This is a genomic window from Streptomyces pyxinae, from assembly GCF_024756275.1.
GTDB lineage: Bacteria > Actinomycetota > Actinomycetes > Streptomycetales > Streptomycetaceae > Streptomyces > Streptomyces pyxinae.
Map to the genome: position 1 here is coordinate 170,201 of NZ_JANUGQ010000003.1, position 15,773 is coordinate 185,973.

14 protein-coding genes are annotated in these 15,773 nt (G+C 74.3%); 4 read left to right on the top strand and 10 right to left on the bottom strand.

The features are described from left to right. Nucleotides 1-113: 113 nt before the first annotated feature. Nucleotides 114-1,373: a CynX/NimT family MFS transporter gene (locus NX801_RS05615; RefSeq protein WP_258785865.1), complete on the top strand. Its 1,260-nt coding sequence runs from the start codon at nucleotides 114-116 to the stop codon at nucleotides 1,371-1,373. Between the two features lie 38 nt (nucleotides 1,374-1,411). On the opposite strand, the gene NX801_RS05620 is transcribed toward NX801_RS05615, so the two are convergent. The 5 genes from NX801_RS05620 to NX801_RS05640 all read right to left on the bottom strand — a co-directional run bounded on the left by NX801_RS05620 (nucleotide 1,412) and on the right by NX801_RS05640 (nucleotide 5,766). Next, nucleotides 1,412-1,660 (bottom strand): SGM_3592 family protein, encoded by a 249-nt coding sequence (locus tag NX801_RS05620; protein ID WP_258785867.1) that lies wholly within the window; start codon nucleotides 1,658-1,660, stop codon nucleotides 1,412-1,414. A 344-nt stretch (nucleotides 1,661-2,004) separates the two neighbouring features. Beyond that, nucleotides 2,005-2,724 (bottom strand): ABC transporter permease, encoded by a 720-nt coding sequence (locus NX801_RS05625; protein ID WP_258785868.1) that lies wholly within the window; start codon nucleotides 2,722-2,724, stop codon nucleotides 2,005-2,007. A gap of 17 nt (nucleotides 2,725-2,741) precedes the next feature. Continuing rightward, complete coding sequence (locus NX801_RS05630) at nucleotides 2,742-3,653, bottom strand: ABC transporter ATP-binding protein (protein WP_258785869.1); 912 nt, start codon at nucleotides 3,651-3,653, stop codon at nucleotides 2,742-2,744. After that, nucleotides 3,650-4,510 carry an ABC transporter permease subunit gene (locus tag NX801_RS05635; protein ID WP_258786109.1) on the bottom strand — a complete coding sequence of 287 codons (861 nt, stop codon included), beginning with the start codon at nucleotides 4,508-4,510 and terminating at the stop codon, nucleotides 3,650-3,652. Before NX801_RS05635 ends, NX801_RS05630 begins: the two co-directional genes overlap by 4 nt. Nucleotides 4,511-4,590: 80 nt before the next feature. After that, complete coding sequence (locus tag NX801_RS05640) at nucleotides 4,591-5,766, bottom strand: ABC transporter ATP-binding protein (RefSeq protein ID WP_258786113.1); 1,176 nt, start codon at nucleotides 5,764-5,766, stop codon at nucleotides 4,591-4,593. 325 nt (nucleotides 5,767-6,091) lie between these two features. On the opposite strand from NX801_RS05640, the gene NX801_RS05645 reads away from it, so the two are divergent. Next, nucleotides 6,092-7,981, top strand: coding sequence for an SDR family oxidoreductase (locus NX801_RS05645; RefSeq protein WP_258785870.1), 1,890 nt, complete (start codon nucleotides 6,092-6,094; stop codon nucleotides 7,979-7,981). Then, a complete protein-coding gene (locus NX801_RS05650) occupies nucleotides 7,978-9,171 on the top strand; it encodes a MerR family transcriptional regulator (RefSeq protein ID WP_258785871.1) in 1,194 nt (397 codons plus the stop codon). Before NX801_RS05645 ends, NX801_RS05650 begins: the two co-directional genes overlap by 4 nt. A gap of 289 nt (nucleotides 9,172-9,460) precedes the next feature. Here NX801_RS05650 and NX801_RS05655 read toward each other — a convergent pair whose 3' ends face one another. The 4 genes from NX801_RS05655 to NX801_RS05670 form a co-directional block, all read right to left on the bottom strand. Then, on the bottom strand, nucleotides 9,461-10,033 hold the full coding sequence (locus NX801_RS05655) for a hypothetical protein (protein WP_258785872.1): 573 nt from the start codon (nucleotides 10,031-10,033) through the stop codon (nucleotides 9,461-9,463). A 13-nt stretch (nucleotides 10,034-10,046) separates the two neighbouring features. After that, nucleotides 10,047-10,247: a hypothetical protein gene (locus NX801_RS05660; protein ID WP_258785873.1), complete on the bottom strand. Its 201-nt coding sequence runs from the start codon at nucleotides 10,245-10,247 to the stop codon at nucleotides 10,047-10,049. A 400-nt stretch (nucleotides 10,248-10,647) separates the two neighbouring features. Further along, entirely contained in the window at nucleotides 10,648-11,280 is a 633-nt protein-coding gene (locus tag NX801_RS05665; RefSeq protein ID WP_258785874.1) for a Crp/Fnr family transcriptional regulator, read from the bottom strand. Nucleotides 11,281-11,632: 352 nt separating this feature from the next. Next, the gene (locus NX801_RS05670; RefSeq protein WP_258785875.1) at nucleotides 11,633-12,535 is read right to left on the bottom strand and encodes an LLM class flavin-dependent oxidoreductase; all 903 of its coding nucleotides are present in this window, start codon (nucleotides 12,533-12,535) and stop codon (nucleotides 11,633-11,635) included. Between the two features lie 232 nt (nucleotides 12,536-12,767). On the opposite strand from NX801_RS05670, the gene NX801_RS05675 reads away from it, so the two are divergent. Continuing rightward, nucleotides 12,768-13,640 (top strand): HAD family hydrolase, encoded by an 873-nt coding sequence (locus tag NX801_RS05675; RefSeq protein WP_258785876.1) that lies wholly within the window; start codon nucleotides 12,768-12,770, stop codon nucleotides 13,638-13,640. 796 nt (nucleotides 13,641-14,436) lie between these two features. Here NX801_RS05675 and NX801_RS05680 read toward each other — a convergent pair. Further along, entirely contained in the window at nucleotides 14,437-15,534 is a 1,098-nt protein-coding gene (locus tag NX801_RS05680; RefSeq protein WP_258785877.1) for a M23 family metallopeptidase, read from the bottom strand. Nucleotides 15,535-15,773 lie beyond the last annotated feature (239 nt).

Sequence of the window (15,773 nt, forward strand, 5' to 3'; positions counted from 1 at the left end):
TGGGGGCCGGCTCGGGGGTGGAGGCCCCGCCAAGGGACCGGGAGTCCGGGGGTCGGGGTCCGGGGGGTGTTGTTGTCGGTGGTCGGGGGCTTGTGTGGGAAAGGTGCTGGGACTTGTCACGCCCGGATACGGATCAGTTGTTGCTCGACGCGGAGGCCGATGTCCGGCCCTCGCCACCGGGTACCGCCGCCCGGCGGGCCCTGCTGGCGCATCCGGCGCTGCTGCTCGTCGGGATCGTGCTCGCCTCGCTGAACATGCGCGCGGCGCTGGCCAGCGTCTCGCCGCTGCTCGGTGAGATCAGCGCGTCCTTCGGGCTGTCCTCGACCGCGGGCTCGCTGGTCACCTCCGTGCCGGTGCTCTTCCTGGGTGTCGGCTCACTGGTGGCGCCGGGTCTGGCACGGCGGTTCGGCAGCGAGCCGGTGCTCCTCGGCGCGCTGGCGCTGCTCGCCGCCGGCATCCTGGTCCGGGTGCTGCCCTCGGTGTACGCGCTCTACGGCGGCGGCGTCCTGGTCGGCACCGCGATAGCCCTGCTGAACGTGCTGATGCCCGGGCTCATCAAGCGGGACTTCCCGGACCGGGCGGCGTCCATGACCTCCGTCTACACCGGCTCCATGATCACGGGCGCCACCGTGGTGGCCGCCGCCTCGGTCCCCCTGGAGCAGGCGTTCGGCGGCAGCTGGCAGGCGTCGCTGGCCTTCTGGTCGCTGCTCGCGGCGGTGGCGGCGGTGGCCTGGCTGCCCCAGGTGCTGATCGCCCGGGGCCGTACCGGACACGAGGTACGGGTCGCCCCCGCGACCGGCACCCGGAGCGTCTGGCGCTCGGCACTGGCCTGGCAGGTCACCCTCTTCATGGGGCTGCAGTCCCTGTGGTCGTACGTACTGATCGCCTGGATGCCGACCATCTTCACCGACCATGGGATGAGCCGTTCGACGGCCGGTGTGATCTTCGCCTTCAACAACCTGGTGCAGGTCGCCGGGGCCTTCCTGGTGCCGCTGCTGGCGGGCCGGATGCGCGGTCAGCGGCCCCTGGTCGCCCTGGTCACCGCCCTGGTGGCCGGCGGATACGTGGGGCTGATGGTGGCGCCCGTGTCGGGTGCCTGGCTGTGGGCGGGCGTGCTGGGCATCGGCCAGGGCGGGGCGGTCGGTCTGGCCCTGACACTGATCGTGCTGCGCAGCGGGGACGCCCTGACGGCCGCCCGGCTCTCCGGGATGGCCCAGACGATCGGCTATCTGCTGGCGGCCGCCGGGCCCCTGGCGGCCGGCGCGGTGCACCAGGCGACCGGGGACTGGACCGTACCGCTCGCCCTGGTGCTGGTGGTCTGCGCGACGGCGCTGGTGATCGGCCTGCTGGCAGCACGGGACCGCCGGGTGTAGCGGGGTGCGGTTCCGGCCCCGGCCCCGCCCGGTCGCGGTCAGCCCTTGCGCCGCCTGCGGCGGCGGGCGCGGCTCCAGAACCAGCCGGCCGGTGGCTCGTCGGAGCGCCAGGGCTGCGGCTCGGGCGCCCCGTCCCGCCAGCGGGCGGCGAGCATCCGGGCCCGGGCCGAGGGCTCGGTGGCCCCGGCGCCCCGGATGAAGTCCTGGTCGAACTCGACCTCGTCCCAGTCGGGCGAGCCGTCCCGGGCCTTCGGATCCTCGGCGCCGGCGGGAGTGTCACCGTCCACGGGCGCACCTCCTCCGTTTCTCCGTGTCGCGGGTGCGGGAGACGTACGACGGTACGACCTATGCCATATGACGTATGCCGTACGACGTATGCCGTACGACGTATGCGGACGTACCGCAAGTGTGCCGACCACTCCGTCAGACCGGCGTGAAGTCCGGACAGGGCCGAAACCGGCCGGGCGCCGCGCCAGCGGAACGGGACCAGCGGCGGTGAAGACCGCCAGCGGAACGGGACCGACAGCGGTACGGGGCCTCCCGGCGGGAGGTCCCGTACCCGCTCAGCGAACGGCGGAGGCCGCGTCGCGCGCCCGGACAGGCGCGGGGCGGGCGCCCCGGTCCGCCGGGGTCACTCCTCGCCGGCCAGCTTCAGTCCCCGCAGCTTCTGGCCCGCGAACCAGGTGGCCGCCACGGTCACCACCGCCAGCAGCACCACCGCGACCGGCAGCCGGACGTCCGAGGCGACCAGCCCGCCCCCGCTGACCTTCTCGGCGACGGCCAGCGCCCACTGCTGGACGCTCAGGGTGCGGGCGCCCTCGATCAGGCTGCCGAACAGCGTCTCCCAGACCAGGGCGTAGACCAGGCCGATCACCACCGCGTGCCGGCTCACCGTGCCCAGCAGCAGGAAGAGCGCGCTGTAGGCGATCGAGGCGATCAGCGCGGCGACCGTGTAGGCGACCGCCACCTGCTGGCCGTTGCCGTTGAGGATCATTCCGGCGATGAGGGTGGGGACGGCCGAGAAGGCCATGGTGACGGCGACGGCCACGAAGAGCTTGGTGACGATGATGGTGGGCCGCTTCACCGGCTTGGACAGCAGATAGATGATCGAGCCGTCGTCGATCTCCGGCCCGATGGCCCCGGTACCGGCGATGACCCCGATCAGCGGGACCATGGTGGCGAGCGCGAACCCGCCCAGGACATCGGCGGCGACCTGGTCGTCGGCGCCGTTGAAGAGCCGTACGGCGGCCGAGATGAGCAGCAGCAGTCCCGGCAGGACGAAGAGGATCGCGGCCCGGCGGCGGCCGAGCAGGCTCCGGTAGGTGAGCCGGGCGACGGTGGGGTTGTACATGAGGTCGTGGGCTCCCTTCAGGCCGTGACGAGGTACGAGAAGACCGACTCCAGCGACTCGTCCGAGGGCGAGACCGTCAGCAGCCGGATGCCGCCCGCCCGGGCGACCCGGGGCAGCAGTTCGGTGAACCGGCCGAAGTCGACCGCCTGGACCCGCAGCGCGCCCTCGGTCAGATCGACCTCGATGCCCGCCGTCGACGGATCGGCGATCAGCGCGGCGGCCAGCGCCCGGTCGTCGCTGGAGCGGACGAGATAGCGGTGCGGCCGGTCCGTCATCAGCCGGCGGATCCGCCGGAAGTCGCCGCTCGCCGCGTGCCGTCCGGCGACGACGACCTCGATGTGCGAGGCGAGCTGCTCGACCTCCTCCAGGATGTGCGAGGAGAACAGCACCGTCCGGCCCTCCGCGCCCATCCGCCGCAGCAGCTCCATCAGCTGCATCCGCTGGCGTGGGTCCATGCCGTTGAACGGCTCGTCGAGCAGCAGCACCGACGGCTCGTGGACGAGGGCCGAGGCCATTTTCACCCGCTGCCGCATGCCCTTGCTGTACGTCGCGATCTTGCGGTCCTGGGCGTACTCCATCTCCACGGTGGCCAGCGCCCGCTGGGCCTCCTTGGCACCGAGCCCGTGCAGCTCCGCGTTGGCGACGACGAAATCGCGGCCGGTGAGAAAGTCATACATCGACTCCCGCTCCGGGACGACACCGATCTCGCGGTAGACCGACTCATTGCGCCAGATCCGCTTGCCGTCGAGCGTGACCTCGCCGGTGGAGGGGGCGAGAAAGCCGCCCATCATATTGATGAGGGTGGACTTGCCGGCGCCATTGGGGCCGAGCAGTCCGGTCACCCCGGGGCCGATGGTCATGGTCACGTCGTTGACGGCCACGACATTGCCGAACCACCGCGAGACGTGGTCGATGTCGATCGTGGTCACAGCCCGACCTTTCGGTAGCGGCGCATCAGAATGCCGTACGAGCCGGCGACGAGCGCGAGGACGACCAGCAGATAGACGACGCCGGTCCCGGCGCCCGGCCCCGCCTGGTCGGGGAAGGACGAGGTGGCGCCCAGGAAGGCGGACCCCACCCCGTCGACCAGGGTGATCGGGGAGAACAGCCCCAGCCACTCGACCGCGCCCAGCGCCCCGGCGCTCCAGGCGATCGCCTGGACGGTGGAGACGGCGCCGTAGGAGAGGGTGAAGACGGCGATCACGGCGGCGACACCGAACCCCCGGCGCGGGGTGAGGGCCGCCAGGACCAGGCCGATCCCGGCGAAGAGCACGGAGAGAATGACCACGGAGACCAGTCCCTGGGCGAAGTCCCCGGTCTGCTGGGCGAAGTCCATCTTGGCCAGCAGCGATCCGATGTAGAGGATCAGCAGGGGCGAGGCGGTCAGAATGAGAAGCGCGGCCGCCATCGCGGCGAATTTGGCGAGCACGTAGTCGACGCGCTCGATCGGGCGCGAGAAGTACAGCGGCACGGTCCGGAAGCGCAGGTCGCGGGAGACGGACTGCGGGGCCTGGGCGGCGAGATAGAGGCCGATCAGCGCCTGGGTGAAGATGGCGTACTGGGTGTACTCCATCGGCAGCTTGGCCGCCTTGGTGGCCACGGCCACCGCCACTACGATCAGCGCGGGCACGCACATGACCGCGAACAGGATCATCGGCAGGACCTTGGACTTGGCGCTGCGGCCGAGCCCGTAGGCGCCGCGCAGGGACTGCGCGAAGAGCGACCGGCGGGCGTAGGCGCGGCCGAGGCGCGGTCCGTCGTAGTCGCGGTAGCCGATGTTGTGGATACGGGTCTGGTTGGTGTGATTGCCGCTGCTGCTGTTGCCGGTGTTGCGGCTGCTGGTGCTGTGGTTGCTCACTGGGGTGCTCACTGGGGCCGCGCCTCCGTCGGGTCCGTCGCTGGCACAGGGGCGGTCGGCGGCGCCGGGACGGCGGCCCCGCCGGGGGCGGCCACCCCGCCGGGGGCCGGGGCCGCGCCGGGGGCCGGGCTGGTGACCGGGGCGGGGCCGGCGCCGGGGGCCAGGGTCGGTTCATGGGTGGCGGACGCGGCGCCGGGGGCCGGGGTCGGGTTGACGCCGGGGGCCGGGGTCGGTTCATGGGTGCCGGACGCGGCGCCGGGGCGGAAGACCTCCGCGATGTGGTGGCGGCGCTGTTCCATCCGGACGAGGCCGAGCCCGAGCCCGGCGACGGCGTCCCGGACGGTGTCGTACGTCTCCTCGCCGGTGGCCTCCAGCAGCAGTACGTGCCCGGCGCCGGGCAGGCCCTCCTCGGTGCCCGGGTGGAGGGTGATCCCGGCCGCGACCAGCGCCTCGCGGAGCGCCGCCGCCCCGTCGGGGTGGGTGTCGGAGTCGGTGACCTCGACCGCCAGGGTGGTGGTGATCCGGGTGAAGTCGCTGGTGGAGCTGGAGCGGAGCAGCCGACCGCCGTCGATGACGACGACATGGTCGCAGGTGCGCTCCAGCTCGCCGAGCAGATGGGAGGTGACCAGGACCGAGATCCCGAAGTCGGTGTGGATGCGGCGGATCAGGCCCAGCATCTCGTCCCGGCCGACCGGGTCGAGGCCGTTGGTGGGCTCGTCGAGCAGGACCAGCTTGGGATCGTGGACCAGCGCCTGGGCGAGCTTGACCCGCTGTTTCATACCGGTCGAGTAGCCGCCCATGGGGCGGTACCGCTCCTCGTAGAGACCGACGTGGCGCAGGGTGTCGGCGGTGCGCTCCCGCGCGGCGGTGGGCGGCAGCCCGGACATCCGCGCCATGTGGACGACGAACTCGGTGGCCGAGACGTCGGGCGGCAGACAGTCGTGCTCGGGCATGTAGCCGACCCGCTCGCGAATGGCGCCGCCGCTGGTGGCGACGTCCAGGCCCAGCACCTCGGCGCGGCCCTCGGTGGCGGGGGAGAGACCGAGCAGAATCTTGATCATGGTGGACTTGCCGGCCCCGTTGGCACCGACCAGTCCGGTCACACCGGGCCCGATGTCCAGGGAGAGCCGGTCGAGCGCGGTCACCCTGGGGAACCGCTTGCTGAGGCTTTCGGTCACGATCACAGTCACGCTCCGACGGTAGTGGCGCGGAACACACCGGTCGTCAGACCAGGCGGCTGGATCGGCCTCCGCCTGGAGTCGTACACGCCCGTAGGGGGGTGACACCCGGGCGACGGATTCCCCGGGGATTTCTCCCGTGGCTTCTCCGGCACTCGTCCCGGGCTCCCCGGGGGCGACGGATCCGGCCGGGTTTTCCACAGGCCGCGCACGACCCTTGACGGAGCCGCCGGGCATTGTCACATTCATCGATGGCAGAAAGACCGTGGGCGACAAGAGCAATAGAGCGAGAAGAGCGACAGGGACGGCGGGGACGAGCGGAGGAGGGGCCGTGGGGCTGTCGGGTGCGCGGGAGCGCCTGGTGCGGACGGACGGGATCGAGCTGTGCGTCGCCGAGCTGGGCGAGGCGGGGCGGCCGGTGGTGGTGCTGGTGCACGGCTATCCGGACTCCAAGGAGGTCTGGACGGAGGTCGCCGCGAGGCTGGCCGAGCGCTTCCATGTGGTGCTGTACGACGTACGCGGCCATGGCCGGTCCACCGCCCCGCTGCCGCTGCGCGGCGGGTTCACGCTGGAGAAGCTGACGGACGACTTCCTGGCGGTGGCGGACGCGGTCAGCCCGGAGCGCCCGGTCCATCTGGTGGGGCACGACTGGGGGTCGGTGCAGGGCTGGGAGTTCGCCACCGTGGCCCGGACCCGGGGCCGGATCGCCTCCTTCACCTCGATGTCGGGTCCCTCGCTCGACCACTTCGGCCACTGGATCAAGCGGCGGGTCACCCGGCCCACCCCGCGCCGGATCGGGCAGGTGCTGGGCCAGGGCGCCAAGTCCTGGTACGTCTACCTGCTGCACACCCCGGTGCTGCCCGAGCTGGCCTGGCGCGGGCCGCTCGGCAGGCGGTGGCCGGGCATCCTGAGCCGGGTGGAGAAGGTGCCGGGCGGCGATTATCCGACCGCCTCGCTCGCCTCGGACGCGGCACACGGCGCCTGGCTCTACCGGGACAACGTCCGGCCCCGGCTGCGGCGCCCGCGCTCCGACGCGTACGCGCACGCCCCGGTCCAGCTGATCGTCCCGACCGGTGACGCCTTTCTCTCCGAGCGGCTCTTCGACGACCTGGCGGAGTGGGCGCCCGGACTGGTGCGCCGTACCCTGCCGGCCAAGCACTGGGTGCCCCGCACCCGGCCGGACCGGCTGGCGGGCTGGATCTCCGAGTTCGTGACGGCGTACGAGCCGGGGGCCGGCGCGGACGGCCCGGACCCGGAAGCGGGCCGCCGGGAGACGGGCGACGACCGGGAGGCGGGCAGCGACCGGGAGGCGGGCAGCGACCGGGAGGCGAGTGGCCCCGGTACCGGCGGCCCGGTCGGCGGACTGCCGGTGGCGGTGGCCGAGGGGCGGCCCTACGCCGACCGGTTCGGCGGGCAGCTGGTGCTGGTCACCGGGGCGGCCGGCGGCATCGGCCGGGCCACGGCCCGTGCCTTCGCGGCGGCGGGCGCCCGGGTGGTGGCGGTCGACCGGGACGCCGAGGGCGCGGCCCGGACCGCCGAGCTGGCCCGGGAGGCCGGGGCGCCCGGTGCCTGGGCGGAGGTGGTGGACGTGGCGGACGAGCCGGCGATGGAGAAGCTGGCCGAGCGGGTGGAGGCCGCCCACGGTCCGGTGGACGTACTGGTGAACAACGCGGGCATCGGACTCTCCGGGACGTTCCTGACGACCAGCGGCGAGGACTGGCGCAAGGTTCTCGACGTCAATCTGCTGGGTGTGGTGCACGGCTGCCGGATATTCGGCGCCCGGATGGCGGAGCGGGGCCAGGGCGGCCACATCGTCAATCTCGCCTCCGCCGCCGCCTTCGGGCCGTCCTGGGGACTCAGCGCGTACGCCACCTCCAAGGCCGGGGTGCTGATGCTCAGCGAGTGTCTGCGCGCCGAGCTGGCCGGGCGGGGCATCGGCGTCACGGCGGTCTGCCCGGGTGTGGTGCACACCGGGATCACCGCCACCGCCCGGTTCACCGGGGTCTCCGAGGAGGAGGAGCGGAGGCTGCGGCAGCAGGCGACCCGGCTGTACGAGCTGCGCGGCTATCCGCCGGAGAAAGTGGCCGCCGCGATCGTCCGGGCGGTGGCCCGGAACCACGCGGTGCTCCCGGTGACCCCGGAGGCTCACGGCATCCGGCTGCTCGCCCGCCTCGCGCCCCGGGCGCTGCGGGCCCTGGCCCGGGTGGAGCCGCCCCGGTGAGCCGGCCGGCCGTCGCGCCCGGGTACCGGATCGAGGACCTGGCGCACCGGTCCGGCGCCACCGTCCGCACCATCCGGGCCTACCAGGACCGAGGGCTGCTGCCCCGCCCGGAGCGGCGCGGCCGGTCCAATGTGTACGGCGACGACCATCTGGCCCGGCTGCGCCAGATCGCCGGCCTGCTGGAGCGGGGCTACACCCTGGCCTCCATCAAGGAGCTGCTGGACGCCTGGGACACCGGGCGCGGGCTCGGCGGGATACTCGGCCTGGTGGCGGAGGTGCACGGCCCCTGGACCGACGAGCGGCCCGGCCGGATCACCCGCGCCGAACTGGCCGCCGTCTTCGGCACGGACCGGGACGCCGCGTCCGGCGCGCACCGGGACGCCGCCTACGGCACGGACCGGGCCGCCGACCATGGCGCGGACCGGCCCGACCGGGAGCCCGTACCGGACGGGCTGCCCCGGCGGGACGGGCTGCCCGGACCGGACGGATCCGGCCCCGGCGACCCGGGCGACGGCGTGGTGGCGGCCATCGCGGAGGCGGTCGAGCTGGGCGTGCTGGAAACCGTCCCGGAAGAGCCCGACGCGTACCGGGTGCCCAGCCCCCAGGAGCTGGCGGTGGCGGCCGAGTTGCACGCGGCGGGGGTGCCGCTCACCGCCATCTCCGGGCACTTGCGCGAATTGCGGGCCCAGATCGAGCACATCGCCCACCGCTTCCTGGAGTTCACCACCGAGTACGTCTTCGCCCGCCATCTGCGGGACCGCCCGCCCTCGGACGCCGGCGCGGCCGAGGCGGCGGAGCTGGTGCGCCGGCTGCGCCCGCTCGCCCGGAGCACCGTGGAGGCCGAACTCGCCCGCGCCCTGGGCGCCTTCGCCCCCCGCCACCTTCAGGAGCAGCTGACGCCCGGCGAACGCCCCGTACCCCTGCCGTCCGCGCCACCCGCCCCGGAACCGCCGGCCGCCCCCGAGCCGCCGCGGTCGGCGCCGGGCGCCGAGCCACCGTGCCGGGTGGAGCTGCCCGCCACCACCCTCCGGACCGTACGGGACCTGGTGGGTCCGGAGCGGGTGGCCGCGTTCATCGCCTCGGCCACCGAACGCGAGCTGCACGCCCGGACCTTGGACACCCTGGCCGGCCATCACCGCAGGGGGGTGCAGCCACCACCTCCCCATGACAATCCCCAAGGCCGTGCATAACTCCCGCAGTTGTCCACAGAATCCGGGGAAACAGCTGTGGATAAGCCAGGTTGCTGTGGATCAAACCTTCCACGGGTAAATTCCTGGCAGAACTCACGTGATCCCTGCCATGTCCGAAGGGGTCCGGATACCGCCGCGCCTTCTCCGGTCGGTGTCCCGCGTCCGGCCCCGCCCCGGCCCCCGCCCCGGCCCCCGCCCCGGCTCATCGCGGTCGGCTCACCAACAGGAAGCCCCGGGCCGTCTCCCTCTCACCTGCCGGCCGCGCCCCGCTCCACCGGGTCCGTGCCCGTCACCCGGGCGACCACTCCGCCGTCTCGCCCGGATCGCTCAGGCCGGCCAGCCGCACCAGGTCGGCGCGGTCCTTGGGCCGGTCGAGCCGGCGCTTCCACACCTCGGTGTCCGCGAGGCTCAGTACCCGAAGGTCACCGATGCGCTCCGCCCGCTCGAACAACGCGTCCACACTCCCGAAGGAACTCGGAAACCACGCGTCCACGATCTCCAGCAGTCCGCCCATCAGGCGCACGGATGTCACGCCCTCGAACGGAGCGGGTTCGGTGACCCCGTGCAGCCGGACCCGCTCCAGGGCCCGGCCCCGCGCCACCACGTCCAGGTCGGTGATCCGATCGCGCAGGCCGCGCAGATACAGCGGCGCGCTCCCGGCGATCACCAGGTCCTCGCGAGGCAGACACAACTGCCGCAGCAACTGGAACGGTTCGCCACGCAGCCGGCGCATGGGCAGCGACTCAGCCGCCGGCGCGCCCCCGCCGCCCCCCGGGGCCCCGGTGTCCCACGACCGGACACGACCGGTGGCCCGCCCGGGTTCGGGCAGGCCACCGGTCGCGGAGAGCCACTGCCCCGCCATGCTTCCGGGGTACCTAGCCGCGGAAGGCGGCGAACGCGTCGATGATCGGCCGGATCGCCACGACGAAGCCGGTCAGCGCGGCGATCACCACCGCCACCTTGACCGGAGCGGTCCTGCTCATCCTGGCCACCGCGAAGGCGGCGAGCGCCAAGGCCCCCAGCGCCACGAGGGCGCCGAGAGCCACGATCCAGACATCCCAGACATCACTGCTCACGCTGTCTCCCGAGTGAGTGCTTCTGCCGAGCCCATTGCGCCGATCGGCCGAGAGCGCCTGGTAGGGGGCGCTCGTGCAGGCCGGCGACCGGCACCGGTCGCGTCGACCGGCCAGATCCACGCTACGGCGCGGAGGGGCGAGTAGCCATGGCCCGCCCGGACCGATCGAAATCTCCCGGCCGTAAAACAACGGCACCTCAAACTGCCTCGTTTGACGCAGACTTGGCGGCCGAGAGCAAATAGCCTGCTCAGGCTGGAGTCGGGTCTTCTTGCCGAGCCCGCTACGGCTTTGCGCGCGGAGGGAGCGGCGGAGGTGGTAGCCCGCTGCCCCTCCCCGCCTGGTCCATATCCGTCTGTCTCATCCGGCGTAGACGCGGTACGCCTGTTTCGGCAGTGTGGCGTCAGCCCTCGGCCAGCAGGGACAGGGCCGGCAGGTCGATGATGGTCACATGGCGGTAGCGGGTGTCGATGACTCCGTGCTCCCGAAGCATGCGCAGCGCCCTCGTCACCGCCGCCCTGGACGCGGAGACGATCGCGCTCAAGTCGTCCTGGCTCAGCGGAATGCTGATCTCGACCCCGTGGTCGGTGGTCTTGCCATAGGTGTCCGCGAGCGCCACCAGGGCTCGCGCCAGCCGGGTGGCCAGGCTGTGGCCGGCGGTGTCCACCCGGGCGGCGGTCGCGTTCCTCAGCTTCCTGCTGACGACGGCCACCAGCGCGAGCGCCAGCCGGGGGTCCGCGCCGAGCAGGGTGATGAAGTCGTCGTGCGTGACGATCCGGGCCCGCACCTCGGTGACGGCGGTCACGGTGGCGGACCTGGGGGAACCGTCGACCGCCGCCTGCTCACCGATCACATCACCCCTGGTGCGGAAGGCGAGCAGAGTGACATGGCCTTCCTCCGTCGTCGCCGTCACCTTGGCGAGCCCGTCCAGGATCAGCAGCAGATGAGTGCTGGTGTCGCCCTGTACGACGAGCGGCGATCCCGGTGGGAAGACGCGTTCCGCGCCGGCCGCCAGCAGCGCGGGGCGCGCCGGCACCGGAACGAGGGAGAGATAGGACCCGTCGGGCCAGCGGCGGTCGTCCGACGCCCCCACGGAACCCGGCGCTCTCGCGGAGTGCGACCCTCTCGGGCAGTCCGGCGATCGCGCGGAGTTCGGCACCTTCACGGAGTTCGGCACTCTCGCGGACAGGCTGTCGCGCGGAGGAGACCCCCCGCCGCCCGGCCGTGCGTCCGCGCCCACTCCGAGACACCTCCACCCTCACCTTCGAGGATCCGATGATTCCAGACGCCCGGAGCCCTGGGAACGCCTTGCCGGACACCGCACCCCCGGCTCGCCGGCTCCCCGGCCTTCCCGCCGGGGCGCCCGGCCGCCGGCCGTCACCGGGCGCTCAGCCGAGCTGGGCCGGAGCCTCGGTGGCGATGCGCTCGAAGACCCGCTGGTCGGCGGCGAAGTCGGAGTCCGGGACCGGCCAGTGCAGAACCAGTTCGGTGAAGCCGAGCTCCCGGTGCCGGCCGGCGAAGTCCACGAAGGCGTCCACCGATTCCAGGAGACGGGCCCGCTCCGGGGTGAAGCCGGTGAGCAGGATCCGGTCCAGCCCGGCCGGGTCCCGGCCCGCGTCCGCGCACGCCTTGAGGAGCCGCTCGGCCTGGTCCCGGAGCGCCACCAGCGACTGCTCCGGGGTGCCCGCCTCCAGGAGCTTCGGGTCGCCGGTGGTGACCCAGCCCTGCCCGTACCGCGCGGCCAGCCGCAGCCCGCGCGGCCCGGTCGCGGCGACGGCGAACGGCAGCCGGGGGCGCTGGACGCAGCCGGGGACATTGCGGGCCTCGACGGCCGAGTAGTGGACGCCCCGCTCGGTGACCGCGTCCTCGGTGAGCAGCCGGTCGAGCAGCGGTACGAACTCCGCGAAGTGGTCCGCCCGCTCCCGTGGCGTCCAGGCGGTCCCGCCCAGCACGGTGGCGTCGAAGCCGTTGCCCCCGGCGCCAATACCCAGGGTGATCCGACCGCCGGAGATGTCGTCCAGCGAGATCAGTTCCTTGGCGAGCGTCACCGGGTGGCGGAAGTTCGGCGAGGTGACCAGGGTGCCCAGGCGGAGGCGCTCGGTGGCCGTGGCGGCGGCGGTGAGGGTGGGCAGGGCACCGAACCAGGGGCCGTCCCGGAAGGTGCGCCAGGACAGATGGTCATAGGTGTAGGCGGTGTGGAAGCCGAGTTCCTCGGCACGCCGCCAGCGCTCCGCACCGCCCTCGTGCCAGCGGTGGACGGGCAGGATCACGGTGCTCAGACGCAGGCTCATGCAGGTGAGGGTACGGACCTCCGGCCGGCTCCTCGCACCGGCGTCCGCTCCCCGGCCGGTCCGTCCGGCGCCTGCCGGTCCGTCGGCCCGCCCGGTCCGTCCCGCCCGTCCCGCCCTGCGGCGGGGCCCTCCCGGGCGCGGGCCCGGGGCGCCGGTTCACTTGTGCGCGGGCCACGGCTCACTTGTGCGCGGAGGCGCACGTCCGTGCGGCCTGGTGCGGGAGAATGGGCCGGTGACCTCTGTGACTCCCTCCCGACCGCGGCCGACGGCGCTCGGACGCCCCCGGCTGATCGCCACCGACCTCGACGGCACCCTTCTGCGGGACGACAACTCGGTCTCGGAGCGCACCGTCGCGGCGCTCGCCGCCGCCGAGGAGGCGGGGATCACGGTCTTCTTCGTCACCGGCCGGCAGGCCCGCTGGATGCGGGTGGTCAGTGACCATGTCCACGGTCATGGGCTCGCCATCTGTGCCAACGGGGCGGCCGTGGTCGATCTGCGGGCGGGGGGCCGGCTGGTGGAGGTCCATCCGCTGGAGCGGCCTGCCGCGCTGCGGGTCGTGGAGAGCCTGCGCCGGGAGGCCCCCGGCACCACCTTCGGGGTCGAGCTCACCACCGGCTTCCACCACGAGCCGGACTACCCGCCCTTCCATCTGGAGCCCGGCGCCTCCGTCGCCCCCGCCGAGGAGTTGCTGAGCGAGCCGGAGCCGGGCGCGGGTGCCCCGGTGCTGAAGATGCTCGCCCGCCACCCCGAGCTGAGCCCCGACGGCTTCCTGACGCTGGCCCGTGCGGTGGCCGGGGAGCACGCCACCATCACCCGGTCCAGTTCCACCGCGCTGCTGGAGATGAGCGGCCTGGGCGTCTCCAAGGCGAGCACCCTGGCGCTCTGCTGCGCCGAGCGCGGCATCTCCGCCGATGAGGTGGTGGCCTTCGGGGACATGCCGAACGACATCGAGATGCTCAGCTGGGCGGGACGCTCGTACGCCATGGGCAACGCCCACCCGGACGTGCTCGCCGCCGCCTCGGGCCGGGCGCCCGGCAACAACGAGGACGGCGTGGCGGCGGTGATCGAGGAGCTGCTGAGCGAGACCGGGACGTCCGGGGACTGAGCCTCAACCGGGCCCCGGACGGCCTCTTCCCGCCGAGCCAGGCCGGGGAGGACGTGCCCTCCTTCCCTTGCCGGAGGCCGAGCCCCTGGGGGCTTGCCCTCCTGTGGGGGGGCCGAGCCCCCGGGGGAGCTTGCCCTCTTTGGGGGGCCTCCCCGGGGGCTTGCCCCCTTCGTTGCCGGGGCCGGGGACGCACGACTGGAGCTTGCCCCCCCGGTTGCCGGGGCGGGGGACGCCCGACTGGGACCTGCCCCCGGTTGCCGGGGCGGGGGACGCCCGACTGGGACCTGCCCCCGGTTGCCGGGGCCGGGGACGCCCGACTGGGGCTTGCCCCCCCCCCTGCCGAGGGCTGGGCCGCCCCCGCCTGGAGCCTGGCCCCCCGGATGCCGGGACCGGGGCCGCCCGCCCGGGGCCTGCCCCCCGTTGCCAGGGCCGGCCGCCCGCCTGGGGCCTGCCCTCCCGCCGGGAAGGCCGGCCCCCGGGAACTGCGTCCCTCCCGCCGGGGAGCTGCCTCCCGCCGCTCCGGGGCTGAGCTCTCGGGCACGGACTCCGCCGTGGGCGGCTGAGCCCTCCGGCCACGGGCTCGCTCCCGTCCGCCGGGAGTTGCGCCCCTCCCCTCAGGCCGGGCCCGGGTCCCCGGCCCGGCGGCCCGGCGGCCCGGCCTGACGGTCCGGCGGGGACGGGCCGGGGACGACGCCGCCGTACCGGCCTCCGGCGGGGGGCCGTGCCGTACGGCTCCGGCCCGGGCCGCTGTCCCGGACAGGTCGGGTCACGTTCCGGCCGGGGCGGGTCCGGACGGTCAGCCCAGGGGGACGCCGTGCTCGCGGAGCCAGCGGGCCGGGTCGACGCCGGAGCCCAGATAGGGCGTGAGGCGCACCTCGAAATGCAGGTGCGGACCGGTCGAGTTGCCGGTGTTCCCGGACTGCCCGATCCGCTGGCCGGCCGCCACCCGCTGGCCCCGCACCACCCCGGCGGCGGCCAGGTGCGCGTACTGGGAGTACCAGCCGCCGCCGTGGCGCACCAGCACCTGGATGCCGAAGGCGCCGCCACAGGAGACCGACTCCACTCGCCCGGCCCCGACCGATCGCACCGGCGTGCCGATGCCGACCGCGAAGTCCTGCCCGGTGTGCCGGTGTGCCCAGTGCGCGCCCGCGCTGGCGAACCCGGCGGAGAGGACATAGCCGGTCACCGGCGCCACCCAGGCGGGTCCGGCCGCGCGGGCGGGCGGCGCCGGCCGCACCCCCGTCGAGCCCGGACACCGTCCCGCCGCCGCGCTGCGGGACGCCTCCGCCTGGAGTCGCGCCTGCGCCCGCCGCAGCCGGGCCTCGATGTCCTTCCGCAGCACGGCCAGCCGGACCCCGCGCCGCTCCAGATCCCGCCACGCCGCCCGGGCCCGGCGCTCGGCGCGGTCGAGCCGGCCCTCGGCCCGGCGGGCGTTGTCGAGGAGCCGGTTCACCACCCGCCCCGCCTGCCGGGTGATCCGCTGCGACCGCATCAGCTCGTCCGGGTCGCCGGCGAGCAGCAGCCGGGCGGTGAGGGCGAGGGTGCCGCCGCCCCGGTACTGGGCCCGGGCGATCTCCCCGATCCGGTCGCGCAGCCGGGCCACCTCGGCCCGCTGCCGGGCCAGTTCGCCCTGGAGGCGCCGGGCGAGAGCGCGCTGGGTGTCCGCCGCGCGCCGACCGCGTTCATACGCCTCCGTGGCCCGGGCCGCCTGCTCGTACAGGCGCTCCACCTCGGCGCTCGCGCCGGGACCCGGACTTCGCCCGCCGACCGCGGCCGGAACGGGCGCGGCCGGAGCGGCGGCCACGGCGGCCGGCCGGAAACCCGGGGCGGGGCCGAGCAGCAGCACGGACAGCAGAAGCACGAGCAGCGAGCGCCGGCCGCGGGAGGGAACCATTCCGCGATACTGGCGCCGAAAGCAGGAGCTTTCCGGCATCCGGTGGCCCGGTACCGCCGACCGGCCCACGCACCGGCGCCCGGCCGGGTGACCCCGGGTGGCGGGAGCGGCCGGGTGCCGGTAGGGGGCGCCCCCACCGGGCCGGGCGGGACCGCGCCGGACGAGTCGGCGGAGCCGTACGCCTCCCGCTCCGGCCGGGCCCGGGTCCCGAACAGCTCCCGGCCCCGGCCGGTCCCGGG